The sequence below is a fragment of the Ruegeria sp. BHSA163 genome (assembly GCF_059613365.1).
This window is the reverse complement of the sequence record NZ_JBXWSJ010000010.1, coordinates 75,009-99,988: the sequence shown is the minus strand read 5'-3', so window position 1 is coordinate 99,988 and position 24,980 is coordinate 75,009. Positions and strand designations below refer to the sequence as shown.

21 protein-coding genes are annotated in these 24,980 nt (G+C 53.1%); 10 read left to right on the top strand and 11 right to left on the bottom strand.

Features of this window, described 5'->3' with window-relative positions; all coding sequences use genetic code 11:
* The 5 genes from AC2FNV_RS07250 to pepN form a co-directional block, all read right to left on the bottom strand.
* Window positions 1-584, bottom strand: a 584-nt coding sequence (locus AC2FNV_RS07250) for a zinc-binding metallopeptidase family protein (RefSeq protein ID WP_496772839.1), incomplete at its 3' end; no start/stop codon positions are given.
* A gap of 95 nt (window positions 585-679) precedes the next feature.
* Window positions 680-2,191, bottom strand: a complete 1,512-nt coding sequence (gene gatB / locus AC2FNV_RS07245) for an Asp-tRNA(Asn)/Glu-tRNA(Gln) amidotransferase subunit GatB (RefSeq protein WP_170478874.1) — start codon at window positions 2,189-2,191, stop codon at window positions 680-682.
* Between the two features lie 113 nt (window positions 2,192-2,304).
* Window positions 2,305-3,552, bottom strand: coding sequence for a hypothetical protein (locus AC2FNV_RS07240; protein ID WP_170608055.1), 1,248 nt, complete (start codon window positions 3,550-3,552; stop codon window positions 2,305-2,307).
* Between the two features lie 126 nt (window positions 3,553-3,678).
* Entirely contained in the window at window positions 3,679-4,119 is a 441-nt protein-coding gene (locus tag AC2FNV_RS07235) for a hypothetical protein (protein ID WP_170478878.1), read from the bottom strand.
* Complete coding sequence (gene pepN, locus AC2FNV_RS07230; RefSeq protein WP_170608054.1) at window positions 4,116-6,668, bottom strand: aminopeptidase N; 2,553 nt, start codon at window positions 6,666-6,668, stop codon at window positions 4,116-4,118. The genes AC2FNV_RS07235 and pepN overlap by 4 nt, the downstream gene beginning before the upstream one ends.
* Before the next feature lie 217 nt (window positions 6,669-6,885).
* On the opposite strand from pepN, the gene AC2FNV_RS07225 reads away from it, so the two are divergent.
* Window positions 6,886-9,021, top strand: coding sequence for a malate synthase G (locus AC2FNV_RS07225; protein ID WP_170608052.1), 2,136 nt, complete (start codon window positions 6,886-6,888; stop codon window positions 9,019-9,021).
* 66 nt (window positions 9,022-9,087) lie between these two features.
* On the top strand, window positions 9,088-9,513 hold the full coding sequence (locus AC2FNV_RS07220) for a GlcG/HbpS family heme-binding protein (RefSeq protein ID WP_170478884.1): 426 nt from the start codon (window positions 9,088-9,090) through the stop codon (window positions 9,511-9,513).
* Between the two features lies 1 nt (window position 9,514).
* Here the strand turns inward: AC2FNV_RS07220 and AC2FNV_RS07215 are convergent, their stop codons facing one another.
* Entirely contained in the window at window positions 9,515-10,462 is a 948-nt protein-coding gene (locus AC2FNV_RS07215; protein WP_170478886.1) for a phosphatase PAP2 family protein, read from the bottom strand.
* A gap of 176 nt (window positions 10,463-10,638) precedes the next feature.
* Here AC2FNV_RS07215 and AC2FNV_RS07210 point away from each other — a divergent pair, with 176 nt between their 5' ends.
* On the top strand, window positions 10,639-11,418 hold the full coding sequence (locus tag AC2FNV_RS07210; RefSeq protein ID WP_170608049.1) for a gamma-glutamyl-gamma-aminobutyrate hydrolase family protein: 780 nt from the start codon (window positions 10,639-10,641) through the stop codon (window positions 11,416-11,418).
* Window positions 11,419-11,466: 48 nt separating this feature from the next.
* Here AC2FNV_RS07210 and AC2FNV_RS07205 read toward each other — a convergent pair whose 3' ends face one another.
* Together AC2FNV_RS07205 and AC2FNV_RS07200 are read right to left on the bottom strand one after the other, a co-directional pair.
* Window positions 11,467-13,707, bottom strand: a complete 2,241-nt coding sequence (locus AC2FNV_RS07205) for a xanthine dehydrogenase family protein molybdopterin-binding subunit (protein WP_496772835.1) — start codon at window positions 13,705-13,707, stop codon at window positions 11,467-11,469.
* A 3-nt stretch (window positions 13,708-13,710) separates the two neighbouring features.
* Window positions 13,711-14,175, bottom strand: coding sequence for a (2Fe-2S)-binding protein (locus AC2FNV_RS07200; RefSeq protein WP_170478891.1), 465 nt, complete (start codon window positions 14,173-14,175; stop codon window positions 13,711-13,713).
* Window positions 14,176-14,273: 98 nt separating this feature from the next.
* Here AC2FNV_RS07200 and AC2FNV_RS07195 point away from each other — a divergent pair, with 98 nt between their 5' ends.
* Entirely contained in the window at window positions 14,274-14,852 is a 579-nt protein-coding gene (locus AC2FNV_RS07195; RefSeq protein WP_170478893.1) for a TetR/AcrR family transcriptional regulator, read from the top strand.
* Here AC2FNV_RS07195 and kynU read toward each other — a convergent pair.
* The gene (gene kynU, locus AC2FNV_RS07190) at window positions 14,845-16,038 is read right to left on the bottom strand and encodes a kynureninase (protein ID WP_170608045.1); all 1,194 of its coding nucleotides are present in this window, start codon (window positions 16,036-16,038) and stop codon (window positions 14,845-14,847) included. The two genes, AC2FNV_RS07195 and kynU, sit on opposite strands and share 8 nt — an antisense overlap.
* A gap of 207 nt (window positions 16,039-16,245) precedes the next feature.
* On the opposite strand from kynU, the gene AC2FNV_RS07185 reads away from it, so the two are divergent.
* The 6 genes from AC2FNV_RS07185 (at window position 16,246) to AC2FNV_RS07160 (ending at window position 22,908) form a co-directional block, all read left to right on the top strand.
* Window positions 16,246-16,695, top strand: a complete 450-nt coding sequence (locus AC2FNV_RS07185) for a methyltransferase family protein (protein ID WP_170478896.1) — start codon at window positions 16,246-16,248, stop codon at window positions 16,693-16,695.
* 131 nt (window positions 16,696-16,826) lie between these two features.
* The gene (locus AC2FNV_RS07180; RefSeq protein WP_170608043.1) at window positions 16,827-18,398 is read left to right on the top strand and encodes a Re/Si-specific NAD(P)(+) transhydrogenase subunit alpha; all 1,572 of its coding nucleotides are present in this window, start codon (window positions 16,827-16,829) and stop codon (window positions 18,396-18,398) included.
* A 13-nt stretch (window positions 18,399-18,411) separates the two neighbouring features.
* Complete coding sequence (locus AC2FNV_RS07175; RefSeq protein WP_170608041.1) at window positions 18,412-19,866, top strand: NAD(P)(+) transhydrogenase (Re/Si-specific) subunit beta; 1,455 nt, start codon at window positions 18,412-18,414, stop codon at window positions 19,864-19,866.
* A 96-nt stretch (window positions 19,867-19,962) separates the two neighbouring features.
* A complete protein-coding gene (locus AC2FNV_RS07170) occupies window positions 19,963-20,319 on the top strand; it encodes a VOC family protein (protein WP_170608039.1) in 357 nt (118 codons plus the stop codon).
* A gap of 107 nt (window positions 20,320-20,426) precedes the next feature.
* Window positions 20,427-21,704 (top strand): DUF3422 family protein, encoded by a 1,278-nt coding sequence (locus AC2FNV_RS07165; protein WP_170608038.1) that lies wholly within the window; start codon window positions 20,427-20,429, stop codon window positions 21,702-21,704.
* Entirely contained in the window at window positions 21,670-22,908 is a 1,239-nt protein-coding gene (locus AC2FNV_RS07160) for an MFS transporter (RefSeq protein WP_254442629.1), read from the top strand. The genes AC2FNV_RS07165 and AC2FNV_RS07160 overlap by 35 nt, the downstream gene beginning before the upstream one ends.
* Window positions 22,909-22,911: 3 nt before the next feature.
* Here the strand turns inward: AC2FNV_RS07160 and AC2FNV_RS07155 are convergent, their stop codons facing one another.
* Together AC2FNV_RS07155 and AC2FNV_RS07150 are read right to left on the bottom strand one after the other, a co-directional pair.
* Window positions 22,912-23,892, bottom strand: a complete 981-nt coding sequence (locus AC2FNV_RS07155) for an ABC transporter permease (RefSeq protein ID WP_170478905.1) — start codon at window positions 23,890-23,892, stop codon at window positions 22,912-22,914.
* Window positions 23,885-24,892 (bottom strand): ABC transporter permease, encoded by a 1,008-nt coding sequence (locus tag AC2FNV_RS07150; RefSeq protein WP_170478907.1) that lies wholly within the window; start codon window positions 24,890-24,892, stop codon window positions 23,885-23,887. Before AC2FNV_RS07150 ends, AC2FNV_RS07155 begins: the two co-directional genes overlap by 8 nt.
* Window positions 24,893-24,980 lie beyond the last annotated feature (88 nt).

The window sequence follows — 24,980 nt, the reverse complement described above, 5'->3', positions numbered from 1 at the left end:
TCAGCCCCCAGATCCTTGGGCAGTCGTTCTGTCACGCCACGTCCGATTTCTTCGTCCGGAGTAAAGGCGAGGCGGATCGGGCCATGAGAGATATCTTTGTTTTCAAGCAAGTGCCGCGCCATGGTCATCAGAATCGACACTCCGGCTTTGTCGTCCGCACCAAGCAGAGTTGTGCCAGACGCGGTTATAAGATCATGCCCGATTTTCTCGGCCAAGTATGGGTGTTCATCGGGCGATAGCACTAGGTCTGGATCGTCAGGAAATGTAATGTCACCGCCGTTGTATCCTTTGATCACGCGTGGCTTAACACCTGTCGCGTTGAACTGCGGTGCGGTGTCGACATGTGCTAAAAAACCGATGGTCGGTCCCGGAGCGGTTCCCGGAATAGTTGCCACAACAACGCTGTCATCAGTTACTTCAACGTTCTGTGCACCAATTTCCGTAAGCTCTTGTTGCAACAGGTTCAGCATGTCGAGCTGAGTTTTTGTGCTTGGGGTTGAGGCAGATGTCTCGTCGCTTTGGCTGTCAACCGCCGCATAGCGCACAAGACGGGCTTGAAGTTCCTGATCAAATCTTTTTTGCATGACACCTTACCTCTCTGGCGCCAAAGAAAGGGTCCAAACAGTAAAGGAGTCAAGTCGATGACCTGACACTTAAATTGTTGCCTGAACAGAAGAAGCTACAGTCCCAGCTTTTGACTCACCAGTTCGTTTACGGCTTTAGGATTGGCCTTGCCTCCGGTGGCTTTCATGACCTGACCAACGAACCAGCCCGCCAATTTCGGGTTAATCTTGGCCTTTTCTACCTGAGCCGGATTGGCTGCGATAATCTCGACCAGAGCGGCCTCGATAGCGCCGGTGTCGGTTACCTGCTTCATACCGCGTTCTTCTACGATCTGTGCTGGGTCGCCACCTTCGGTATAGACGATTTCGAACAGGTCCTTGGCGATCTTACCGGAAATAGCATCCGAGGCGATCAGATCAATGATACCTCCCAGCTGGGCCGGAGATACGGGAGAGTCAGTGATATCGTGGTCTTCTTTCTTCAGCCGGCCAAAAAGCTCGTTGATGACCCAATTGGCGGCTAGTTTACCATTGCGGTTTTGGGCGACCTCTTCAAAATAAGCGGCTGACTCCACCTCGGCTGTTAAAACCGACGCGTCATAGTCTGTAAGGCCAAACTCTGTGACAAAGCGTGCTTTCTTGTCGTCCGGCAGTTCTGGCAACTTGGACGCGATATCATCCACCCATGTCTGTTCAATTTCCAACGGAAGCAGATCTGGGTCGGGGAAGTAACGATAATCATGCGCTTCTTCCTTTGACCTCATGGAACGGGTCTCGCCCTTGTCTGGGTCATAAAGGCGAGTTTCCTGCTCGATTTCTCCACCGCCTTCCACGATAGCAATCTGACGACGGGCTTCTACTTCTATCGCTTGCTGGATAAAGCGCATAGAGTTCATGTTCTTGATCTCGCAACGCGTTCCAAGATGCGAGAAATCCTGTGTTTCCTGGTACTTCTCGTAAGCGCCCGGTAGGCAGATGGAAACGTTCACGTCCGCGCGCAGGTTGCCGTTTTGCATATTTCCGTCGCAGGTACCCAAATAACGCATGATCTGCCGCAATTTAGCGATATATGCAGCGGCTTCTTCCGGGCCACGTATGTCTGGACGACTGACAATCTCCATCAGGCAAACACCGGTGCGGTTCAGGTCGACAAAGGACATGTTCGGGTCCATGTCATGAATTGATTTACCTGCGTCCTGTTCCATGTGGATGCGTTCGATCCGAACCACGCGGGCAGTGCCATCGCCCATTTCGACCAGCACTTCGCCTTCGCCTACGATGGGGTGATAAAGCTGAGAAATCTGGTAGCCTTGCGGTAGGTCGGGGTAGAAATAGTTCTTGCGATCAAAGGCTGACTTTAGGTTGATTTCCGCCTTTAACCCCAGTCCGGTGCGCACGGCCTGTTCGACGCAGTACTCGTTAATAACTGGAAGCATGCCAGGCATTGCCGCGTCCACAAAGGCCACATTGGCGTTCGGTTCTGCCCCGAATTTGGTGGATGCCCCTGAAAACAGCTTTGCATTTGACGAGACCTGCGCATGTACTTCCATCCCGATCACCAGTTCCCAATCGTGCTTGGCCCCGGCAATGGTCTTTGGTTTGGGCATATCATAAGTCAGGTCGAGCATGGCGCGCCTCGTATCCGAAGAAATCTAGACCAGCGTATTATGCCTGCCGTGGCTTAGGGGCAAGGGGGAATGGGTCTTATGCGGTGAATCCGGGCAATGCGCCTGGGACTTCTTCAATTGTTCTTAAATTGAAGACCACTTGGCGTGAAGGTTACGCTTGTTCCGCTAAGCAATTCGTCGCGAAACAAGTTGCCAATCGCCCGCAGTGCGTCGCGGTGCCCGCCGGCCGCGAAACGCTCAGCTGAATTGATGCGCAGGCTGTCATCGAAACCATTCGCAGCGTGCGCCCAGATCAGCGGGTGCAATTCTGTCAGATGATCTCTGATCAGCCAATCTGCTGCGTCACAAATCTGTTGGCGTACTTCATCCGCTTCTGCGTGACGTCCCATTTGGTTTTTCAGAGTGATCGCGCAATAAGCCGCTAACAGGTTTATCATGTCCTGATTTGGCCTACGCGTTACGATATCCCGCAGGCCGTCCAGAAAATATTCGACGTCGACTCGAGCGCAGGCTTCGTCATCATGTGCTATGGCGTCAAACTGCACCCAAGTATATCCGCCTGCGCCCCAGATCGCCTGAGTGCTTGCAGCCACCCGCAACGCCAAGTTTTCAAGTGTTTCGTAGCTGCCAAACCACCGAGGCAGTAGGTGTGTACCCAAAGCGCGCATGTGCCGGTGATTGTAAGGATCCAGTTCGATCAGTTTTTCAAATTTGTAGCCGGTCCTGACTTCATCGGTTCGATGACCGGCCAGCAAAGCGCAGTCTGCGGCTGCAATGGCTGGGCTGTTGCTGGCCTGCTCACGGCATTTTTTTAAGATTGCCGCCGCTCGGTCGAAATGTGCGGTACAGCGCGACAGATGCAACTTTGGCAATTTCGCTTCAGGAACGTTTCCGCGCCATGCCCATGCCAGATCAATATGTGCCCGAGCAACAACCAGACCGATCATGGGATCATCGGGATGATCATTCATTTCGCCTTCAAGTTCCGAAATTCCGCACAGCAGATCGTAGTCAGCTATTTCTGCGCCTCCGGATAGCGCGTGTTCGACAGCAAGTACCACGTCGGATCTGGCGCCAAAAGCTAGTAGTTCAGTAAGAGGATAGGTTTCGCCAGCTTTGTCCGTCGCCCGCATCTCGGACGACAATTGTGACCAAAAACCCTGACGCGCCAGATGGCGACCGCGTTCAATTGCCCGGTGACCGATTTGTTCCTCTTCATTCATATTCGCAATTGGAATATTGAGTTTGCCCGAAGCGTCATCTTCAACTCGACTGACGGACGTCGCCGCAAATGGCTGCGGTTCAGGCTGACGGTTTGAAGTTGTTAAACGGGCGAACAGAGACCCAATTGACCGGACCATGGCAAAACTCGTACTGGAACAAACGTGTAACAATAACAGTGTGTCCAGACGGTTATTTTAAATCAAGAAATGGGCAAATGATCAGGCAATTTTGAGATCAATCCCATGTTTTTTAGGGTGATCGTTTCAAAATACTCTAAAATGATGGCGCTCTACTGCAAACCCAGCGCCCTTTAACACCATTTCAAGGTCTCGATGAGGTGGCAGCGACTCATCCGGCAAGCGCACTCGCTTATCTGAGTTCAGAATTGCCGATACACGAACGGAGAAATCCCAACGGGTGTCGAACCGGAACCGATCTATCTGGGTAAGCGACAACTGTCCTTTCCGGTTGCCTGTGTGCCAATAAAGTTTTTGACCGTCCAGTTGCATTCCGGCACTTGTGTTTTTCATCACGTCCCACACAGCTGGCAGCGTCGCCAAGGCCAGAATTCCCATCAGCCACCAGACAGCGTCGAACAGGATCACCATTCCGATCAGCACGGTGTAAACAACGATGAGTATCACAACCGTTCGCTGGGAACGGTTGTGACGAACGAACGTAAAGGGCGGTGCCTTCGTGGTCATGCGTCCAAGATACGTGAGACCATTTCAGTTGTATCCCGTGACAGGTTAGGAGTTTCGGAAATTCGCGTCAGTTGCGCGCGCATCAGGGCTTGGCGCTTGTCGTCGTATCGCTTCCAAGTTTGAAAGGCGGTGCACATCCGCGCTGTTGTTTGCGGATTTACCGGGTCGAGGCGGATCAACCAATCCGCCAAAAGTTGATAACCCGAGCCGTCAGCGTGGTGGAACCCGGCGTGGTTTGTCGCCAAGGATCCCAGCAAAGCTCTGAACCGGTTGGGGTTCTTCCAGTTGAACTCGGGGTGTTGGGTCAGACCCAGAGCTACCGCAGGCGTTGCATCCGGAGAGGCCAGCGAAATCTGTAACCCAAACCACTTGTCCAGAACCAGCCGGTCATGCTGCCATTGATCGTAGAAAGAAGATAATTGTGTCTCACCCTTGCCCGCGCGCAGCAGGCACGCAAGCGAAGCAAGCTGCTGGGTCATATTGTTTGCGCGGTCATATTCAGCCGCTGCCTGCGTTCCACTGTCCAGCCGGGTCGTCAGCGCCAAAGCAGCGTTACCCAAAGCACGCTTGCCCGACTGTTCCGCATCTGGTTGATAGGGTGCGTCAACCAACGACTCGCTATGCAACCGCGGTAACAGGTCCTGCACATGCTGAGCAGTGGCCTGTTTTAAAGTTTCGATCGCAGTCCATATTGCCAAGGGGTCTGGCGTGTGACCAGAGTCATAAAGGGTTGAGGCCAATTCTGATTGCGAGGGCAATTGCAACATCAGCGCACGATAAGCTGGGTCCAGATCCCCGTCGCGCAGCACAGCCAAGAGCCCATCCAGGAATTGCCCATCAGGTGCGCTATCCTGCGTGATCATGCGAAATAAATTGTCTTCGGCCAGAGAACGACCTGCCTGCCAACGGTTAAATGGATCGGTGTCGTGCGCCAGTAGGAAAGCGCGGTCTGCATTAGAGTGACCATGGTCAAGTATAACTGGGGCCGAAAAATCCCGCAAAATCGAAGGATTAGGTTTTGCGGCAAGCCCGGTGAATTGAAAACTCTGCGTCGCTTCGGTTAGTTCCAGAACCTGAGTTCCGCGAACTTCGTCTCCGTTTGGCCCGAGCAATCCGAAAGCGACCGGAATGACTTGCGGAAGTTTTTCGGTTTGTCCCGGTGTCGGGTGCGTTTCCTGGCTTAAAGTCAGAGTATAGGTACCACTATCCCAACTTTCCGAGACAGATATGCGCGGCGTTCCCGATTGGCTGTACCACCTCTTAAACTGAGTCAGGTCCCGACCCGTAGTGTCCTCGAAAACCTTAAGCCAATCCTCGATGGTGCAGGCTTGTCCGTCGTGGCGGTCGAAATACAGGTTCAGTGCCTTGGAATAGGCTTCGTCCCCAACGAGACGTTTAAGCATGCCAATGACTTCAGCGCCTTTTTCATAGACAGTTGAAGTGTAGAAGTTGTTGATTTCCTGAAAGCTCTCGGGCCGGACTGGGTGAGACAATGGGCCGTTATCCTCAGGAAACTGCCGCGCGCGCAGGTCAATTGCATCATGGATGCGTTTGACTGGGGCGGAACGCATGTCCGAAGTGAACTGCGCATCTCGGAACACTGTCAGGCCCTCCTTCAGGCAAAGCTGAAACCAATCGCGGCAGGTAATACGATTTCCAGTCCAATTGTGGAAATATTCATGGGCGATTATCGCTTCGATCCGTTCAAAGTTGGCATCGGTCGAGGTTTCTGGGCTGGCAAGAACGGCGGAAGAGTTGAAGATGTTCAGTCCTTTGTTCTCCATCGCGCCCATGTTGAAATCGTCGACGGCCACAATGTTGAAAACGTCAAGATCGTATTCACGACCATAAACCTCTTCATCCCATTTCATCGATTTTTTTAAGGCTTCCATACCAAAGGCACATTTGCCTTCGTCTCCGGGGCGAACCCATAAATTCAGTTCGACGCCGCGACCCGATTTGGTCGTAAACTGGTCTGGATAGGCGATCAGATCACCTGCTACCAGCGCGAATAAATAGGCGGGTTTGGGCCAAGGATCAGTCCACTCAGCCCAGCCTTGGCCCGAAGCGGTTGGGTTGCCGTTCGACAGCAGTACAGGCAGATCGCCATTAATACGAACCGTAAAAGTGGACATCACATCTGGTCTGTCCGGGTAAAAGGTGATTTTGCGAAACCCTTCGGCTTCGCATTGGGTGCAATACATGCCGTTCGACATATACAGCCCTTCGAGCGCTGTGTTGTTACCCGGATCAATTTCCACCTCGGTTTCCCAAACAAAAGGCGCGTTGGGCACATTGGCAGTCAGACCCTCGTCGGTTACCTCTGGCGCGATTTCAGCACCATCAATTGCGGCGCGTATAAGCCTTAGTTGTTCTCCATGCAGAAAGAACTTGCGGTCACGGGCATCTGGGTTAGGGCGAAACGCAATGCGAGAAGTAACACGTGTGGCATGAGCAGCCAGATCGAAAGTTAAATGCACGCTGTCAATCAAATAGCCAAATGGGGTGTAATCTTTCAGATAGATCGTGGTGGGGGCGGCGTCGCTCATCTTGGCCTCGCTGGTTTGATTTTGGCGTGACGTTATGGTTATCGCGTCAATGTCGCAAGACAGTCCACAGTTCGGCGCCGGGATCATTGGGAAGTTTTTGAAACATCTGTAGACTGCTAAATTCCGCGAACTTGAAGAGGCGAGTTGCCTATCGGAAACATTCGCCCTACTTGATGGAAGTTGGACGGAAGAGAATACAAGGCGGGAGACGACGAAAATGAGTGGGAGAGTGAACCGGAGCGGGCTGCAGGTTGATCAATTTCTGGTGGATTTCATCGAAAAACGCGCGTTGCCCGGTACGGAAATTGAGCCTCAGGGCTTCTGGAACGGTCTTGCGCGACTCGTGAGTGAACTGGGACCAAAGAACCGCGATCTACTGGCAAAACGGCAAGATCTGCAAAGCCGAATAGATAGCTGGCACGCGGCTCGAAAGGGGCAGGAACACGATGCTTCTGCATATGAATCATTTTTACGCGAAATCGGTTATCTGGTCGAAGAAGGGCCCGATTTTCAGATCGAAACCACCAACGTCGATCCCGAAATAGCGTTCACTCCCGGGCCTCAGTTGGTTGTGCCCATTACTAATGCTCGTTTTGCGCTGAATGCTGCCAACGCTCGTTGGGGAAGTCTGTATGATGCCTTATACGGCACAGACGCCATGGGTGATCTGCCAGATGCCGCAGGTTACAACGCTGTGCGCGGCGCGCGAGTAATCGCTTGGGCCAAGTCTTTTTTAGATGAAGTCGCGCCGTTGTCCGACGGGTCATGGTCGAACGCTGCAGGATTGCGTGTCGCAGACGGCACCCTTGTGCCGGCCTTGTCCGACCCTGCTAAATTTGTTGGCTTTGGGGGAGCGGCAGACAGTCCCGATTTCATACTGCTCAAAAACAACGGTCTACATCTTCAGATTATGATCGACCCGTCGAGTGCGATCGGGGCGTCAGATCCTGCTGGCATTTCAGATATTCGCCTTGAGTCTGCCTTGACTACGATCATGGATTGCGAGGACTCGGTCGCTTGTGTTGATGCCGAGGATAAAGTGGTTGCCTACGGCAATTGGCTGGGCCTAATGAAAGGTGACCTCGTCGAACTGGTCACTAAAGGTGGTAAAACGTTTGCCCGTAAACTGTCGGATGATGTTACCTACACCCAAGCTGGTGGCGGATCAGCAACGCTAAAAGGTCGTTCGCTGATGCTTGTCCGCAATGTCGGGCACCTTATGACCAATCCCGCGATTCTGGACGCTGAGGGTCGCGAGATTGGCGAAGGTTTGATGGACGCGCTCTGTACTACGCTGATCGCTATGCACGACCTGAAGAGAGAGGGTGGCAACTCGGTCGAAGGTTCTGTTTATGTGGTCAAGCCCAAGATGCACGGGCCGGAAGAAGTTGCGTTTTCGGTGGAAATTTTCGACATGGTCGAAGACATCCTCGGTCTGCCCCGCAATACTGTGAAGCTTGGCATTATGGATGAAGAGCGCCGAACCTCGGCGAACCTAAAAGAATGTATTCGGGCAGCAAAATCCCGAGTAGCGTTCATTAATACCGGGTTTTTGGACCGAACCGGAGACGAAATTCATACGTCAATGGAAGCCGGCCCAATGTTGCCCAAAGGCGATATCAAGGACACGCCTTGGATTACATCGTACGAGGATCGCAACGTTGATATCGGGCTGGCATGTGGCCTAAAGGGAAAGGCTCAGATCGGTAAAGGCATGTGGGCTATGCCGGACCGGATGGGTGACATGCTTGCCGCCAAAATCGTTCATCCAATGGCAGGGGCTACTTGTGCCTGGGTGCCGTCACCAACGGCCGCAACCTTGCATGCGACGCACTATCACAAGGTGGATGTTTTGGCGCGGCAGGATGAAATCGCGGCTGGTGGAGCACGCGGCACATTGGACGATCTGCTGACTATTCCGTTGCTGGGTGGTCGCAATTTGAGCAACGAAGAAATTGCCCGCGAGATCGAAAACAATGCGCAAGGCATACTTGGGTATGTCGTGCGTTGGATCGATCAGGGCGTTGGTTGTTCAAAGGTACCTGACATTAACGACATTGGCCTGATGGAAGATCGGGCAACGTGTCGTATTTCGTCCCAAGCATTGGCCAATTGGCTGTATCACGATGTGGTAAGCCAATCAGAGACGATGTCGGCCATGCAAAAGATGGCTGCCGTTGTGGACCGTCAAAACGCGGATGACCCGGTTTACACCCCAATGGCTCCGGGTTTTGATGGCATAGCTTTTCAGGCGGCTTGTGACCTTGTGTTTAAAGGGCGTGTTCAGCCTTCAGGTTATACCGAGCCCGTCTTGCATGCTCGACGTTTGGAACTGAAAGCACAGAATAATTAGGTATTTTATGGCAAGAGTGCCTGTTCTTGCATTTTAACAAAAAGCCATCACGCGAAAGGGCTGGAAATGTCGATTTCACTACGCAAGGCACGAACGATCGTGCGCAAGACGTTGGAACATGGCCGCGAGGTCGGAATGAAGCCCTTATCGGTGGTTGTGCTGGATGCTGGTGGTCATGTGATCGCATTTGAACGTGAAGACGGAGCGGCTCCGGGTCGCTTTGCGATAGCTCAGGGCAAGGCCTACGGTTCGGTTATGTTGGGAATGGCGGGTACTGCGCAGATGCAAAGGGCCGAAGCGCAAGCCTACTTCATGGCCTGTGTGAATGGCGTCTATGGCGGACAAGTTATCCCAGTACCCGGAGGTGTATTATTACGCGACCGAAAGGGCGCTGTAATCGGTGCAGTAGGAGTTACAGGTGATACTTCGGATAATGACGCCGCCGCCGCGATTAAAGGTATCGAAGCAGCAGGTCTGATCGGAGAGGTTTGAACTAGCCTTTTGCGTGGTGCATCCATGATCGCGTTGCAAACCAAGCTGCGACTGCGAAAACTAACATTCCCCCGGCCAAGTCAACCAAGTGGTGCCCACCGTGAGACAGTATTGCGGGTATCATCATGATGTTGAGCATTAACGCTGGAATTATTAGTGGTGTGCCACGCAAATACCAAACCACTAAAAGCGACATAACGGTATGGTAGGACGGAAAGGCAATTGTTCCTACAATGTCCGACGGTCTGATCACCTCCAGCCCCTGATGGGCCAAGCTGCGTAGAATTTCGGCGTAGTTACTGTTTGTGACAAGACCTATCTGGCTTTCTAGTCCGGCGGGCAGACTGTGAAATGCCGATGGCCCGACACTTGGTGCGATCCACCAGATTAAGGTTGTCAGCAAAAGGCTGAGGGTTCCGGCCAGCAAAGCTTGGTTCAGTGTTTCGGCCCTGCCGGTCAACGCTAGGTAAGCTACCATAATGAAAAGTTGCGGCAGTGAGCTGAGATAAACAAAGCGCAGCACGTACCCATAATCCGGATTAGCTGCGACTGTCTTTATTATATTGGGCCACGAATATCCGATTGCTGCGTCGGCCTGCATCAGCCATTGGTCATACACCAACTCTGAAATTGGGAAGCGCAGGTAAATCAGCAACGTCGTGATGCCCATAAATCCTAAAAACAGGCTGTTCGCGATGGCAAGCTGTGCAATGCGCGGCTGGTTTTTAAACTGTCGAATATAAACCCCCACAGCGAACAGACCCAATGTGGGCGTCAAACCAAGCCCGAAACCAGCCCAGGCGATGGGCTGGGCCTTGATCATGGATAACGCAACGCAAAGAGCGATGATCAAAGCCAACAGGCAGGCAAGAATGAATTCAGGTCGGCATAGACATTCTGACACGGCGAGCAGCCGAGTCTTACTTTGATTGGTAACAGTTGTTGTCATCGCCAGCGACCCAGTACCATTGGTTTAGGCTTGATTGACCTAAAACTGCGGCTTATCTGTGGCAACGGCGTGTAGATGTTGAGAAATTCACAGTGCAAACTGCAACTTCGCACATTGAAAGTCCGGATATTTTTGGCATGAATGTTCGAACGGTTCTAAAATGCAGCGAGGAATGAATGGTGCGTCCGGTCGTCGGTATTATCGGCAACTCTTATCTGATGAATGATCAATATCCGACCCATGCGGGCGGGACGATGAACTCGGATGCGGTTTCAAATGTTTCGGATTGCGTACCATTGCTTATCCCCGCTGACCCACGTTTTGTCTCTGTAGAAGAATTGCTGGAAGTCTGCGACGGTTTTTTGCTGACAGGTGGGCGGCCAAATGTGCACCCAGAAGAATATGGCGAATCCGCTACTGCCGCACATGGTGATTTTGATCGGGCGAGGGACGCCATTACGCTGCCTTTAGTGCGGGCTTGTGTTGAGCGTGGGCAACCTTTCTTTGGAATTTGCCGGGGATTTCAGGAGGTCAACGTCGCACTGGGCGGAACACTCTATCCTGAAATCCGCGACCTGCCGGGGCGCCAGAACCACAGAATGCCCCCAGACGGATCGCTGGAAGAGAAATTTGCGTTACGCCATGTTGTAACGCTTGCCGAAGGCGGAGTGTTTCACGACCTCTTCGGAGCAACCGAAGTAATGACCAATACGCTGCATGGTCAGGGCATAAAAACGATCGGACGCGGTGTTGTGATCGATGGTCATGCTCCTGACGGAACACCCGAAGCGATGTATGTAAAAGATGCGCCGGGTTTCACTTTGTCCGTGCAGTGGCATCCAGAGTGGGATGCTGCAAATGATCCGGTCTCCCGCCCTTTGTTCGAGGCGTTTGGCGCAGCTGTTCGCAACTGGTCGGCGAGCCGAAAGGCGACGCATTTGAAAAAGTCCGCTTAAGTTAACTAGCTGATACAGCCCGGTGGATGACCGGGCTGAATGATTAAATTACACGAGTAAATCGAACTGCTTGTTAAGCGGAAGGCTACGTGCACGTTGCCCTGTAAGATCGAATAGAGCGTTACCTAGTGCTGGCATGGATGGCGGTGTTCCGGGCTCTCCCACACCGCCCAAATGTTTATTTGTCTCTAGAATACGAACCTCTGTTTTCGGAGCGTTGTGCATACGCAGCGCGTCATAATCTGGAAAGTTGTATTGTTCGACTTCGCCGTCAGCGAATGTAATTTCGCCCTGAACAGCCGCGGAAAGGCCATAGATCATGCCGCCAATCATTTGTGCCTGTACCGTTGCAGGATCAAGTGCGAGACCTACGTCGCAGGCGATCCATGCCTTTTTGATCCTGATCGTTCCGTCTTCGTCGACGACTTCGATCACCTGAGCGACCGGGGTGCCAAAGCTATAGGTCAGGGCAACGCCGCGCCCAACCCCCGAAGGGGTCTTTCCTGTCCAGCCAGACATTTCCTTTACGGCTTGTAGGCAACCAGCCGATGGGGCGTGTTCGGATTTGGTTAGTTCCAACCGAAACTCCAAAGGGTCTTGCCCCGCGGCGTGAGCCATTTCGTCCATAAAGGTTTCATGGAAGAATCCATTGTGACTGTTGCCTACTGACCGCCAGAAACCTACAGGAACCGCAAGATCGGCAACGTGACCGCTCATGCGGTAGTTTGGAACTGCGTATGGCTGATTGAAAAAACCTTCTACCAAAACCTTGTCAGGTCCACCCCCAGCAAAGCCTGTTACCCGTTGCACAGCTTGATGAGTACAGGACTGCGATGCAACTTTGCCGTCGATCACAACAGCTTTGCCATCCTTTACCGCGCCCCGCATCCGCGCCATTGCGGCGGGGCGGTAAAAGTCGTGGCGCATGTCCTCTTCTCGGCTCCAGGTGGTCTGGATCGGTGTGCCCGGCATCGCCATGGCAACCTTCGTGGCGATTTCGCCAAAATCCAGCTCGCCGCGTCGCCCGAAACCTCCACCCAAATAGGTTGTGTGAATTTCAACGTTTTCGGTATCAAGGCCGGCAATATTGGCCACACGCATTCGAATCAGAGTTGGGGCTTGATTCCCGCACCAAAGTTCCAGTTTGCCGCCGGAATAAAGAGCGGTGGCGTTCATTGGCTCCATAGTGGAATGAGCCAAGTAAGGCGCTGAATATTCGGCAGTAATTTCAGTGACACCTTCACGAACTGCGTCGACATCCCCATCGTCGCGCATAGTCGAATTTGGTCGATCGTCGAACGCCGCGGCAATCTGTGCGAACAACTGGTCATTTTCGGGTGGATAAGGAGCATCGCCCCAGTCCACTTCAATCGCTTCGACTGCCTGAATAGCCAACCAAGTATTGGTGGCAATAACCGCGACACCTGTGCCCAAATCGACAACCTTTTCTACGCCAGGCATAGATTTGGCTACACCGGCGTCGAAGTTGTTCATCGCACCGCCCAATTTGGGGTTCATGCGCACGGAGGCAAACATTATTCCTTCGGGCCGAACATCGATCCCGAATTCAGCCGTACCAGTGGATTTTCCCGGCGTATCCAGACGTTGCTGTGGCTGACCCAATAGGCGCCATTCAGACGGATCGCGAAGGGTAACCTTGGGCGGATCGATCTGACCCGCTGCTTCTGCGAGTTCGGTATATGGGATACGCGTCCCATCTGGTGCAACTACCGCTCCATTTTCTGTAGTCAATTGATCTCGGTCGATGTTCTGCCTTTCGGCTGCAGCCTGCTTCAGCGTCTCTCGCGCTGTTGCACCCGCCATTCGCATCCGCCCGAACCCGTCTTTCATCGAGGTTGAGCCGCCCGTGACCTGCAGGCTGAGCGTCCTGCCAAGCACACCTAGGGCTTCGCCTAGATTGTGTTGGAAGTTCGAGATGTCATAGCCTTTGTTTGGCAAGCCCTCACCAACCAGTGCTGAGTTGTAATAAGCTGCAGCCGCAGGACCGTGCAGCACACGGATTTGGTCCAATTCAACATCTAGTTCTTCGGCAATCAGCGCAGCCCAGGTGGTCATGACACTCTGGCCCATCTCAGCGCGCGGAGCGAAAAGAGTAACGCCTTCTTGGTCGATCATGACGAACGGGCTCAATACCGTTTCGCCTTCGCCTGGCTTCAGTGGATTTGCGGCGGGGCGAGAAACGTAATACGCGCCGAAAGCGACACCGCCAACTACAGCGGCAGATCCAATTAGAAAGGTACGGCGCAGGATTTTACCTATGCTTGCCATCGTCTAGGCCTCCCTCAATTTGGCTGCGGCATCGTGGATGGCCGCGCGGATACGCGGATAGGTTCCGCAACGGCACAGATTGCCCTGCATCGCATCATCGATCTCGGAGTCTGTAGGGGTCGGGTTTTCCGACAACAATGCTGCTGCCTGCATGATTTGACCTGACTGGCAATAACCGCATTGGGCAACTTGGTGATCCACCCATGATTTCTGAATCGTAGCCATCGCCTCTGGCGTTCCCAGTCCTTCGATTGTGGTCACATCTCCCCATACGTCAGAAAGGGCAACCTGACATGATCGAACTGCCTCACCATCGATATGGACAGTACACGCGCCACAAGCGGCTACACCGCATCCAAATTTGGTACCGGTCAGGCCAACTTCGTCTCGCAGAACCCACAAGAGTGGAACATCATCAGGCAAATTAACCTGATGGGGTGTACCGTTGATCTTTAAGGTGGTCGCCATTGCGTGCCTCATTTTCCGTGGCAGATTTATGACATAGTTGTCGTAAAATGTCAGGATGTCAATTGACAAAATAAACAAAAACTGTCAGGGCTTGGTTTATGATAGACGTAATCGACGATCCGAAGCAGGCGGCGATCCTAAGTTCCGCGTTTCAAGCCTTTGCAACCTACGGGTTCCGAAAAACTTCGATGGATGACATTGCAAAAGGGGCGGGAATGTCCCGACCTGCCGTTTATTTGCATTACAAAAACAAACAAGACATCGTTCGCAAACTCACCCAGTTGCATTACGAAGAAAAGATTTCTTCCGTTTTCAAGGCCTTACAATCGAAAGGGGCCGTATCGCAAATAGTAAGCCGGGCTATTCTTGCTCAGTCAGATGGAATGGCTGCAATTCTGGCTTCTCCCCATGGGGTCGAGATGTTGGACGCCACAAAATCGATGTCCACGGATATTGTCGAACAAGGCGAGGCAAAGCTGACCCAGCTGTACGCAGATTGGTTAGCGCGTGAAGATACTGCTGGGCGTGTTTGCCTGCCGGACAAAGCTGAAGAGACAGCCAGGACAATCACTGCCACCTTAAAAGGTATCAAACTGACCGCTTCAAGCGCCAGCGAATTTGAAAAAAGAATTGCACAGGTGGCAGCCTTGTTTGGAGCCGGACTCGAAGTCAAGTAACCCGCTGACGAATCTTGTATTCAGGATTGTCCCACAACATATCTTTCATGATTTTCGACATAATTTCAACGGCCTGCTCGACATCTGCAGTATCGATAAAGAGAGGGGTGAAACCGAACCGCATTATGTCAGGAGCTCGAAAGTCCCCGATCACACCACGGGCGATCAGCGCCTGCATAGCAGCATACCCTTCTTTGAAGCGGAATGAAATCTGGCTTCCTCGTTCGTTCGGATCGCGGGGGCTGGCGAGCTCTAAGTCGGGGCACGTGGCCTCGACCCGTTTAAGGAATAATTCCGTCAACTCGATAGATCTTGATCGAACATCTGTCATGTCGACTGTGTCCCAAATATCAAGAGCAGAGGCCAATGCCGCCATTTGGATGACTGGTGGCGTGCCTACCCGCATCCGCTCAATACCAGTGCCGGGGCGGTAATCCAAATTAAACGCGAATGGAGCTTCGTGCCCCAACCAGCCGGATAGCGCTGGCCGCACTTTCTCCGCCAAACGCGGTGCAACGTAGATAAAAGCCGGCGCACCAGGCCCGCCATTCAAGTATTTGTAAGTGCACCCGACGGCAAAGTCGGCATTGCACTCGGCCAAGTGTACTGGGATTGCGCCCGCGGAATGGGCAAGATCCCATACTGTCACCGTACCATTTGAATGTGCGAGTTCAGTTAGTGTCTTCATGTCATGCATACGACCGGTTCGATAATCAACTTCGGTCAGAAGCAATACGGCAACGTCGTCGGAGATGTGTTCTGCAATCACTTCTGGGTCGACCACACGCAGTTCGTAGTCTGGCCCAAGTGAACGTAGTAGGCCGTCCGCCATATAAAGATCCGAGGGGAAGTTTCCACTGTCTGAAAGCACGACCTTGCGATCTGGGCGCAACTCCAGCGCCGAAGCCACCGCTTGGTAAACTTTGATCGAAAGAGTGTCGCCGACCACAACACTGCCCGGTTCTGCCCCTATCAAGCGGCCGATCCTGTCGCCCAATCCAGTAGGCATGCCCATCCATCCGGCTTTGTTCCAGCCGGTTATCAACATCTGCCCCCATTCGTCAGTAATCATGCTGTGAACTCGCGCGTTCGCTTCCTTGGGCATTGGTCCAAGCGAATTGCCGTCCAGATAGATCATGCCGTGCGGCAGGTAAAATTTGGCTTTCGTGGCGGCAAAGTCTGTCATTGAGTTTCCGTCAGGTTTGTTTTCGGTTCAGATGCCAAGTGGCTAGATGATACGGCTGGTCGTGTCCATCGCTCATAGGTCCATGTTTGAAGGTGTATTTTAGATACCTGCGACCATCTGTGTTTTTGCCAATAGCACCGGAAAACGATACATCTTTGCTGGAAAACGACATGTATCCGGGTTTCTGGAAATACGGAATTTCAAAGCATGCGCAATATTGATGTCCCCCCGGTTTGGTTACTGGGTGTTGCAATCCTCGCTTGGTTGCAGTCGCGTTACTTCTCATTCGGTTTATCGCTTGAGGGTTGGTTTACCGACCTTATCAGTGGGTTGCTGATCGGTGGAGGCGTCATTTTGATCCTAATGGCAATTGTGGAGTTTCGGCGTTTCAAGACCACAGTGATACCGCACCAGACGCCGACATCGTTGATCCGGACAGGTATTTTCAAACGCAGCCGAAATCCAATTTACCTTGGCGATGTATTGATCCTGACCGGACTGATCATCAGGTTCGATGCGGTTTTGTCTCTGGCTTTGGTCCCATTGTTTGTATGGGTGCTGGAGCACCGCTTCATATTGGCGGAGGAAGATCGCCTGCGACGGACTTTTCGGTCGGAATTTGCCCGCTATGAGCGCCAAACACGCCGATGGATCTGAGCATTTGAGGGTTTTTATACGGCGTAAAAAATGCTGCGCTTGCGAAATAATCTTTCGCGAGATACATCAGAGCTTGACGAAGAATACCAACCACCTGCGCGAACAAATCGAAAATTAGGGGGAATTCACCGTTGAAGATAGGAACGCCAAAGGAAATTTTTGACGGTGAGAACCGGGTTGCAATGACCCCGGACTCGGCCCGTCAATTGCAGAAGCTTGGGTATGAATGCCTGATCGAAAAAGGTGCTGGCGCGGCGGCGGGCTTTTCCGATGCCTTGTACAAAGAGGCTGGTGTCGAAGTTGTTAAAACTGCAGCTTCCTTATGGAAGGCTGCTGATATTGTCGCCAAGGTACGCCAGCCAACCGAGACAGAGCTGAAGCGTTTGACTAAAGGTAAGACCCTGATTTCCTTTTTTAATCCGGCTGGGAACGAAGAAGGTATGGAGTTGGCCAAATCCAAAGGCGCAAATGTGATTGCTATGGAGATGGTGCCACGGATTTCGCGCGCACAGAAGATGGACGCGTTGAGTTCAATGGCGAACATCGCCGGTTACCGCGCGGTGATCGAAGCAGGCAACAACTTTGGCCGTTTCTTTACCGGTCAGGTGACCGCCGCAGGTAAAGTTCCACCTGCGAAGGTGCTGATCGTCGGTGCCGGTGTGGCGGGACTGGCGGCTATCGGTACCTCAACCTCTTTGGGCGCTATCACATATGCATTCGATGTACGGCCCGAGGTCGCCGAGCAGGTCGAATCCATGGGTGCAGAATTCGTATATCTGGACTTCGAAGAAGAACAACAGGATGGCGCTGCAACGGGCGGATATGCCTCGGTTCAGTCTGAGGAATTCCGGAATGCTCAACTGGCCAAATTCCGGGAGCTGGCTCCGGAGATGGACATTGTCATCACGACTGCGTTGATCCCCAACCGACCTGCACCAAAGCTGTGGTTGGAGGATATGGTAAAGGCGATGAAACCGGGTTCGGTCATTGTTGATCTTGCAGCAGAACGCGGCGGCAACGTCGAAGGCACGGTACCGGACGAGAAGGTTATTACAAGCAATGGCGTAACAATCATTGGCTATACCGACTTCCCAAGCCGGATGGCGGCGCAGTCTTCGTCACTCTACGCAACCAATATTCGCCATATGATGACGGACTTAACGCCCGATAAGGACGGTAAGGTCAATCACGACATGGAAGACGATGTGATCCGTGGCGCGACTGTGACTTACGAAGGTGAGATAACCTTCCCACCGCCGCCCCCCAAGGTGCAGGCGATCGCTGCTCAAACGAAACCCGAAGTCAAAGAATTGACGCCGGAAGAAAAAAAGGCGCAGGAACTGGCAGCCTTCAAGGCCCAGACCAAGCAGCAGTTTACCCTGCTTGGCGTGGGTGGCGCGCTGATGCTGCTGGTAGGGTTGGTCGCTCCGGCCAGCTTCATGCAGCATTTTATTGTTTTCGTGCTGGCCATTTTTGTGGGCTTTCAGGTGATCTGGAATGTCTCACACAGCCTGCACACACCACTGATGGCGATTACAAATGCCATCTCGTCGATCATCATTGTTGGGGCGTTGATGCAGATTGGATCAGGATCATTTATGGTTATTATGCTGGCGGCACTCTCGGTATTCATGGCCGGGATCAACATCTTCGGTGGCTTCCTCGTAACCCGGCGCATGCTCGCCATGTTCCAGAAATCTTAAGGAGGCCGGGTAGATGGAATTTGGTTTCACCACTGCCGCCTATGTTGTCGCGGCTGTTCTTTTCATCCTTTCGCTGGGTGGTCTTTCGAACCAGGAGAGTGCCAAGCGCGCGGTATGGTACGGTATCGTGGGCATGGCATTGGCTGTATTCGCAACGCTTGTTGGCCCAGGGTCCGGCCTGTGGCTGCTGTCGATACTGTTGATCGTTGGCGGTGGTTTAATCGGTCAATACGTCGCTCAGCGCGTTCAAATGACCGAGATGCCGCAGCTTGTGGCCGCTATGCACTCGCTAGTTGGCCTGGCGGCGGTATTCGTTGGCTTTAACGCGCATTTTGAGATCGGCAACGTAGCGCAAGTTATGGCCATAGCGGATACGGCGAAGGAAGCAGATCTTTCCGATCTGGGCGCATTTGCCAAGTTAATTGCAAAGAAAACCTCGGCGGAATTGGCGATCCTGCACGTTGAACTGTTCCTGGGCATTTTTATCGGTGCAATTACCTTCACCGGTTCGGTTGTGGCCTACGGCAAGCTGGCGGGCAAAGTGACGTCAGCTGCGACAAAACTACCGGGTGGCCATGCATTGAACGCGGGTGCTGCGGCATTGTCGTTCATATGCCTGATCTGGTACACAAACTCGGGTGGCTTCTTCCCACTGTTTCTGATGACACTGGCAGCTCTGTTCATCGGTTATCACTTGATTATGGGTATTGGTGGCGCCGACATGCCAGTCGTGGTTTCCATGCTGAACTCGTATTCGGGATGGGCGGCAGCGGCGATTGGATTCTCGTTGGGCAACGACTTGCTGATCGTGGTTGGTGCGCTTGTTGGCTCGTCAGGTGCGATCCTGTCCTACATCATGTGTAAGGCGATGAATCGGCATTTTGTCAGCGTGATACTTGGTGGTTTTGGCGGTCCGCAAGGCGCTCAGATGGAAGTAGAAGGTGAACAGGTGGCCATTGACGCTGATGGGGTAGCTGCAGCCTTGAACGATGCGGACAGCATCATAATTATCCCCGGTTACGGCATGGCCGTGGCGCAAGCACAGCAGTCGGTTTCAGAGCTGGTCCGCAAGCTGCGCGCAAAGGGCAAAGAGGTGCGTTTTGCTATCCACCCCGTTGCCGGTCGCCTGCCGGGCCACATGAACGTGTTGCTGGCCGAGGCGAAGGTACCGTATGACATTGTTCTGGAAATGGACGAGATTAACGAGGATTTCCCGGATACTGATGTGGCCATTGTTATCGGCTCGAATGACATCGTGAACCCTGCCGCTCAGGAAGATCCCAACAGCCCCATCGCGGGGATGCCGGTTCTTGAATGCTGGAAGGCCAAGCAGGTGTTCGTGTCGAAGCGTGGTCAGGGAACGGGGTATTCGGGTATCGAGAACCCGCTGTTCTTCAAAGAGAACACCCGCATGTTTTACGGTGACGCCAAAGCCTCGCTCGATAAACTGTTGCCGATGGTAGATTGATAGTCGGCTCAGCCAAATCCCGAAAGGCGCCCCGTCAAGGGCGCCTTTTTTTGTTTTGGCGGGTCCGTAGTACCCTTGCGAAACAGGAGGTGACCAATGCAAACAGTCAACGGAATCGGAGGCATTTTCTTTAAGGCCCGCGACCCAAAAGCACTAAGCGCTTGGTACGAAGAACATCTTGGCGTAAATCACTACGACCCCGAGCCTTGGAAACAGCGCGAGGGATACACAGTCTTTGCCCCATTCGCCGAGAATACCGAGTATTTTGGCAACGCCGACCAGCAATGGATGATCAATTTCCGCGTCGATGATTTGAAGGCGATGATTGATCAACTGAAAGCTGCAGGAATCGCAGTTGAGACCCGCGCCGAATGGAATAGCGAGGTTGGAAAATTCGCGCGTATCCATGACCCTGAAGGCAATCCAATCGAGCTCTGGGAGCCAAATCAATGAGATAGCCGTATGTATGCCGTGGTATTCATGTAAGTATATGAAAATAAATAGAGAATTGATGAATTCAAAAGGATGCGTATAGTTTGCTAAGTTCCACGGAGTAACACATGACACCGATCCAGGACCATCCTTTGCGCTATGCGCTGGCCAACGAGTTGCACGCAAGACCTTTCCCCGTGGCTCAAGCGCCGTGCACTGTGGTGTTTTTGGCAATCAAAAAGCCCGTTGAAGCCGTAGCCAGGGATCAGGGTGAAGACCTGGCTCATCTGAGCGATTTACTTGACCGACACGGCGCACCGCACCCGCAGCCCGGCGCCACCCATTATGCAGGCCAGATTGGGCGGCATTGGCTTAAATGGGAACAACACACAGAATTCGTGACATATACTGCAATTACCCAAAATGTCAGCGAACGCGCTTTCAATCCCGCAGACTTCGAAGTGTTCCCTTCGGATTGGCTGGCCGCCAGCCCTGGTCAACGAGTGACTTCGGCCATGGTCCGGGTTGTTGAGCGCCCGCAGGACGAAACGGTCAAAGCCGAACTGAGCGACTGGTTCGAACCGGAAAGCCTAGCTGTGGCGTGCGTTTTGGATAATTCTGCAATTTGCGCAAGCGATTTTCGCATCGACCCAGCCGGACACATGCGGTTCGCACTGTTCGTCGCGCCCGAAGCTGGTCAGCGCAGAACAGGCCGCATCATTCAACGATTGTGCGAGATCGAAACCTACAAGGCGATGTCGATGCTGGGTTTTGCCAGGGTCAAACAGATGATGCCTCGCATAGGCGAGTTGGATAAACGGCTGACCGAGCTGATGATTGAAATGACGGATGACGATATTCATCCAGACAAATTGTTGCCGCAGCTTTTGTCAACTTCGACCGAACTTGAAACTGTCTCGGCTCGGTGTGCTTTTCGCTTTGGCGCAACGGGCGCCTATGAAGCCATAGTCAATCAACGGATCGAGGTTCTGCGCGAGGATCGGTTTTATGGCGGGCAGAGCTTTGCCGATTTTATGATGCGTCGGTACGAACCCGCGATCCGGACTGTAAAATCAACGGAACGGCGACTGCAAACCTTGTCAGACCGGGCGATCCGGGCAGGAGAATTATTGCGAACGCGGGTGGATGTGGAACGCAGTGCCCAGAACCAGGCCTTGCTGACCAGCATGGACAGGCGTGCTGATCTGGCTTTGCGATTACAGCATACGGTCGAAGGCCTATCGGTTGTGGCGATCAGTTATTATGCGGTTTCGCTCGTAAGCTACCTTCTGTACCCTCTGACGCGGGCTGGGATCAGTAAAGAGATGCTCACCGCCGCGGTAACCGTACCGGTTGTTTTGGTGGTCTGGTATGCGGTTCGTAGAATTCGCCGTCGGCTGGAATAAAGCCCATTTACCAACCCTTACATGTGCTGCAATAACTTTTGACAGGCGTGTAACGCGAGGTAAAAAATTGATCAGTGTATTTACTGCGTGGCGCGCCGTGTCGGCCATGTTCATATTGAACGGTGCATTGTTCGGCATTTGGGCTTCACGCATTCCGGCGGTTCGCGATCATCTGAACCTAAGCCATGAAGAATTGGGTTATGGCCTGCTTTTCATGGCAGCTGGCGCAGTTTGTTCATTCCCCGTCACTGGACGGCTGACCGATCGGTTCGGCGCGGTTGCAATTACTCGGGTGATTGCCGTCCTTTACACATTATCTTTGATTCTTCTTGCCTATGCCGACAGTTTCTGGGCGCTGGCAATTTTTCTTTTCGTGTTTGGCGCTTTTCACGGATCAATGGATGTAGCCATGAACGCTTGGGCTGCAGAAACAGAGCAAGCCTATGATAAGCCGCTAATGTCTTCGTTTCACGCAATGTGGAGCCTTGGGGCCGGACTTGGGGCGCTTAGCGGCTACGCCGCGGTTCAAGTACAACTAACTGTATTGCAGCACTTTCTTTTCGCCGGAGGAATTGTCGTGGCATTTGCTCTAACCATGTCTTGGGTGCATTGGGAATCCAAGAGATCTGAACAGGCAGACGGTAGGGTGTTCGCTCTCCCATCCGGGGCGTTGGTGCTTGTCGGTGTTGCTGCGCTATGCGGGGCGCTTGGTGAGGGCGCCGTTGCCGACTGGGGTGCGATATTTATGCGTGATGTTACCGGAGCGACCGAAAGCGTGGCCACATTGGGTTACGCGGTATTCTCGGTCACCATGGTGGCATTCCGACTGGCCGGTGGCTTTTTGATAGCTCGGTTCGGCCCTGTAGCATCTGCCAGATTCGGGGGCTTTAGCGCGGCTGTCGGCGTATCCGCCGTAGTTTCGTCTTCTAGTGCAGAGTTGGCGCTGGTTGGGTTCGCATTGATGGGCGTAGGTTATGCAGTGATCATGCCTTTGGCATTTAGTCGCGCAGCCAACGATCCTTATGTACCCCCGGGTCAAGCTATCGCAAGCGTTGCGACGTTGGGATACGGAGGTCTTTTGATTGGGCCGCCATTGATCGGGTTTTTGGCCGAGCTTTTGACCCTGCGGTTGGCATTCGCGGTGCTGATCCCATTGGCAGTTCTGATCATTTTGTGCGCCGGCGCGCTAAGGCGCGCCGACTAATTATCAGCGTCCCCGAATGCGTGGATCAAGGGCGTCGCGCAGACCGTCCCCAAGATAATTTACGCTCAGCACTGTAAGTGAGATCGCCAGTCCCGGCCAGAAAACGCGCTCGGGGTATTGCTGGAGATAGTCAACTCCGTCGAACAACAGCCGTCCCCATGTTGGGAAATCTGGTGGAAACCCAAGGCCAAGGAAAGACAGGGCGCTTTCGGTGATGATCGCTGTAGCAATGCCAAGTGTCGCTGAAACCATAATAGGCGACAATACATTGGGTAGGATGTGCCGTGTGATAATCTGAGAATTGCTTGTCCCGATGGATCTTGCGGCTAGGACGAATTCGCGCTCTTTGATGGCCAAAACGTCACCACGCACGATGCGAGCCGTGGGCATCCAAGAGGTTATGCCGATGGCACAAACTATTAGGATAAATATTCCACGTTCCAGCCCGAAAGCAGCGGACAAGGGCTCGCGAAATAACAACATCATCACCAGAAGCAGGGGCAGCAGAGGTAACGCAAGAAAAAGGTCCGTCAGACGCATGAGAGGTCCGTCCAGGCGTCTGAAGAACCCTGCCAATACGCCGATAAATGAGCCCAGAAACAGTGCCAGCAGCATTGCGGTGATCCCCACAGAAACTGACGTTTGCCCACCCGACATCATGCGCGCCATGATATCGCGGCCCAGCTGATCCGTTCCGAAAGGATGCGCCAGGCTTGGACCCTGATTGCGCGCGCGGATGTCGATCTGTGTGGGATCGATTGTCCAAAGGTAAGGTCCCAGATAAACAGCGGCGACGATGAAAATAAAGAGGATTGCGCCGATCATCGCCCCTTTGTGGGTTTTGAACTGGTCCCAAACATCGCGCCATTGGCTGCGCGGTGGGGTAGTTAACTCCTCCATTACATCTGTTGTTGGAAGGGCGGTCGAGGCTGGGGCAAGCCCTTCGTCCGGGACGAGCGTATCGGTACGATCATGATCAGTCATAGCGAATCCTCGGGTCCAGGATGCCATAGAGCACATCCGCGATCAGATTGAACAACACGATTAGCACTGCAAAGATGAAGGTCAGTGTTTGCACCATGGGCAAGTCGTTGGCCTGAATCGCCCCAATCAGCAACTGACCAATTCCATTCACTTTGAAGACCTGTTCGGTGATAATCGCACCGCCAAAGATGGCGGGAATACCAAGTGCGATTACAGTTACAACAGGTATCATCGAGTTGCGCAGGACGTGAACCATTACAACGGTGTATTCACTCAAACCCTTGGCACGGGCTGTGCGCACGTAATCTTGGTTAAGGTTGTCCAGCATCGAAGCGCGCATGAATCTGCTGAGCTGAGCGGTGATCTGAAGTGCCAGCACCATCACCGGCATGATCATCTGCTTCAATTGAACGACGAAACTGTCCCAGTCGTTTACAACGTGGGTCGTGTCATAGATCGACGGAAACCAGCCAAGTTGGACGGAAAAGATAACAATCACTAGGACGCCCGAAAAGAACGGCGGAACCGAAAATCCGACCATGGAAACAAATGTACCCATTTGGTCGAACCAGGAATACTGGCGATATGCGGAATAGATGCCGATTGGCAGGGCTATCAGGATGGCAACGACGTAAGCGGTGCCGACTACCCACAGGGTTTGCGGGATACGCTGAACGACGATGTCCATAACAGGTGAACGGGTCTGCCACGAAATCACGCGTAGATCGCCTTCGGAAAACGTTGTGCCGAATATCGAGTCAATCAGCACCTGTGGCTCTATCCAGAAGAACTGTACGATCCATTTCCAGAAACGAATATGCATCGGCTGGCCGAGACCTAACGCCTCGCGCATCTTCTCTTTAACTTCGGGTGGAACAGTAAGTGGAACCTGCGCCATCGGGTCGCCGGGGGCAAGCTCCAGCAGCAGGAAAATGACGAGACTGATAAATAGCAGCGTGGGAACTGCAAGAACCAAACGTCTGATTGTAAAGTTGAGCATTAAGAGGCGCCTTTATATGCGTCTTCTTGTTGGAGTGGTGTGCAAATGACCGCGCCCCGATATGAGTCGGGGCGCGGCTTCGCAAGAT

What these genes read in the sequence shown, in the direction of transcription:
- AC2FNV_RS07215 (WP_170478886.1), bottom strand. Translation starts at nt 10,462, where the DNA reads ATGACAACAACTGTTACCAATCAAAGTAAGACTCGGCTGCTCGCCGTG.
- AC2FNV_RS07175 (WP_170608041.1), top strand. Translation starts at nt 18,412, where the DNA reads ATGGAATTTGGTTTCACCACTGCCGCCTATGTTGTCGCGGCTGTTCTT.
- AC2FNV_RS07235 (WP_170478878.1), bottom strand. Translation starts at nt 4,119, where the DNA reads ATGACCACGAAGGCACCGCCCTTTACGTTCGTTCGTCACAACCGTTCC.
- AC2FNV_RS07170 (WP_170608039.1), top strand. Translation starts at nt 19,963, where the DNA reads ATGCAAACAGTCAACGGAATCGGAGGCATTTTCTTTAAGGCCCGCGAC.
- AC2FNV_RS07240 (WP_170608055.1), bottom strand. Translation starts at nt 3,552, where the DNA reads ATGGTCCGGTCAATTGGGTCTCTGTTCGCCCGTTTAACAACTTCAAAC.
- kynU (WP_170608045.1), bottom strand. Translation starts at nt 16,038, where the DNA reads ATGACAGACTTTGCCGCCACGAAAGCCAAATTTTACCTGCCGCACGGC.
- pepN (WP_170608054.1), bottom strand. Translation starts at nt 6,668, where the DNA reads ATGAGCGACGCCGCCCCCACCACGATCTATCTGAAAGATTACACCCCA.
- AC2FNV_RS07150 (WP_170478907.1), bottom strand. Translation starts at nt 24,892, where the DNA reads ATGCTCAACTTTACAATCAGACGTTTGGTTCTTGCAGTTCCCACGCTG.
- AC2FNV_RS07165 (WP_170608038.1), top strand. Translation starts at nt 20,427, where the DNA reads ATGACACCGATCCAGGACCATCCTTTGCGCTATGCGCTGGCCAACGAG.
- AC2FNV_RS07185 (WP_170478896.1), top strand. Translation starts at nt 16,246, where the DNA reads ATGCGCAATATTGATGTCCCCCCGGTTTGGTTACTGGGTGTTGCAATC.
- AC2FNV_RS07210 (WP_170608049.1), top strand. Translation starts at nt 10,639, where the DNA reads ATGGTGCGTCCGGTCGTCGGTATTATCGGCAACTCTTATCTGATGAAT.
- AC2FNV_RS07205 (WP_496772835.1), bottom strand. Translation starts at nt 13,707, where the DNA reads ATGGCAAGCATAGGTAAAATCCTGCGCCGTACCTTTCTAATTGGATCT.
- AC2FNV_RS07200 (WP_170478891.1), bottom strand. Translation starts at nt 14,175, where the DNA reads ATGGCGACCACCTTAAAGATCAACGGTACACCCCATCAGGTTAATTTG.
- gatB (WP_170478874.1), bottom strand. Translation starts at nt 2,191, where the DNA reads ATGCTCGACCTGACTTATGATATGCCCAAACCAAAGACCATTGCCGGG.
- AC2FNV_RS07195 (WP_170478893.1), top strand. Translation starts at nt 14,274, where the DNA reads ATGATAGACGTAATCGACGATCCGAAGCAGGCGGCGATCCTAAGTTCC.
- AC2FNV_RS07155 (WP_170478905.1), bottom strand. Translation starts at nt 23,892, where the DNA reads ATGACTGATCATGATCGTACCGATACGCTCGTCCCGGACGAAGGGCTT.
- AC2FNV_RS07220 (WP_170478884.1), top strand. Translation starts at nt 9,088, where the DNA reads ATGTCGATTTCACTACGCAAGGCACGAACGATCGTGCGCAAGACGTTG.
- AC2FNV_RS07225 (WP_170608052.1), top strand. Translation starts at nt 6,886, where the DNA reads ATGAGTGGGAGAGTGAACCGGAGCGGGCTGCAGGTTGATCAATTTCTG.
- AC2FNV_RS07160 (WP_254442629.1), top strand. Translation starts at nt 21,670, where the DNA reads ATGCGGTTCGTAGAATTCGCCGTCGGCTGGAATAAAGCCCATTTACCA.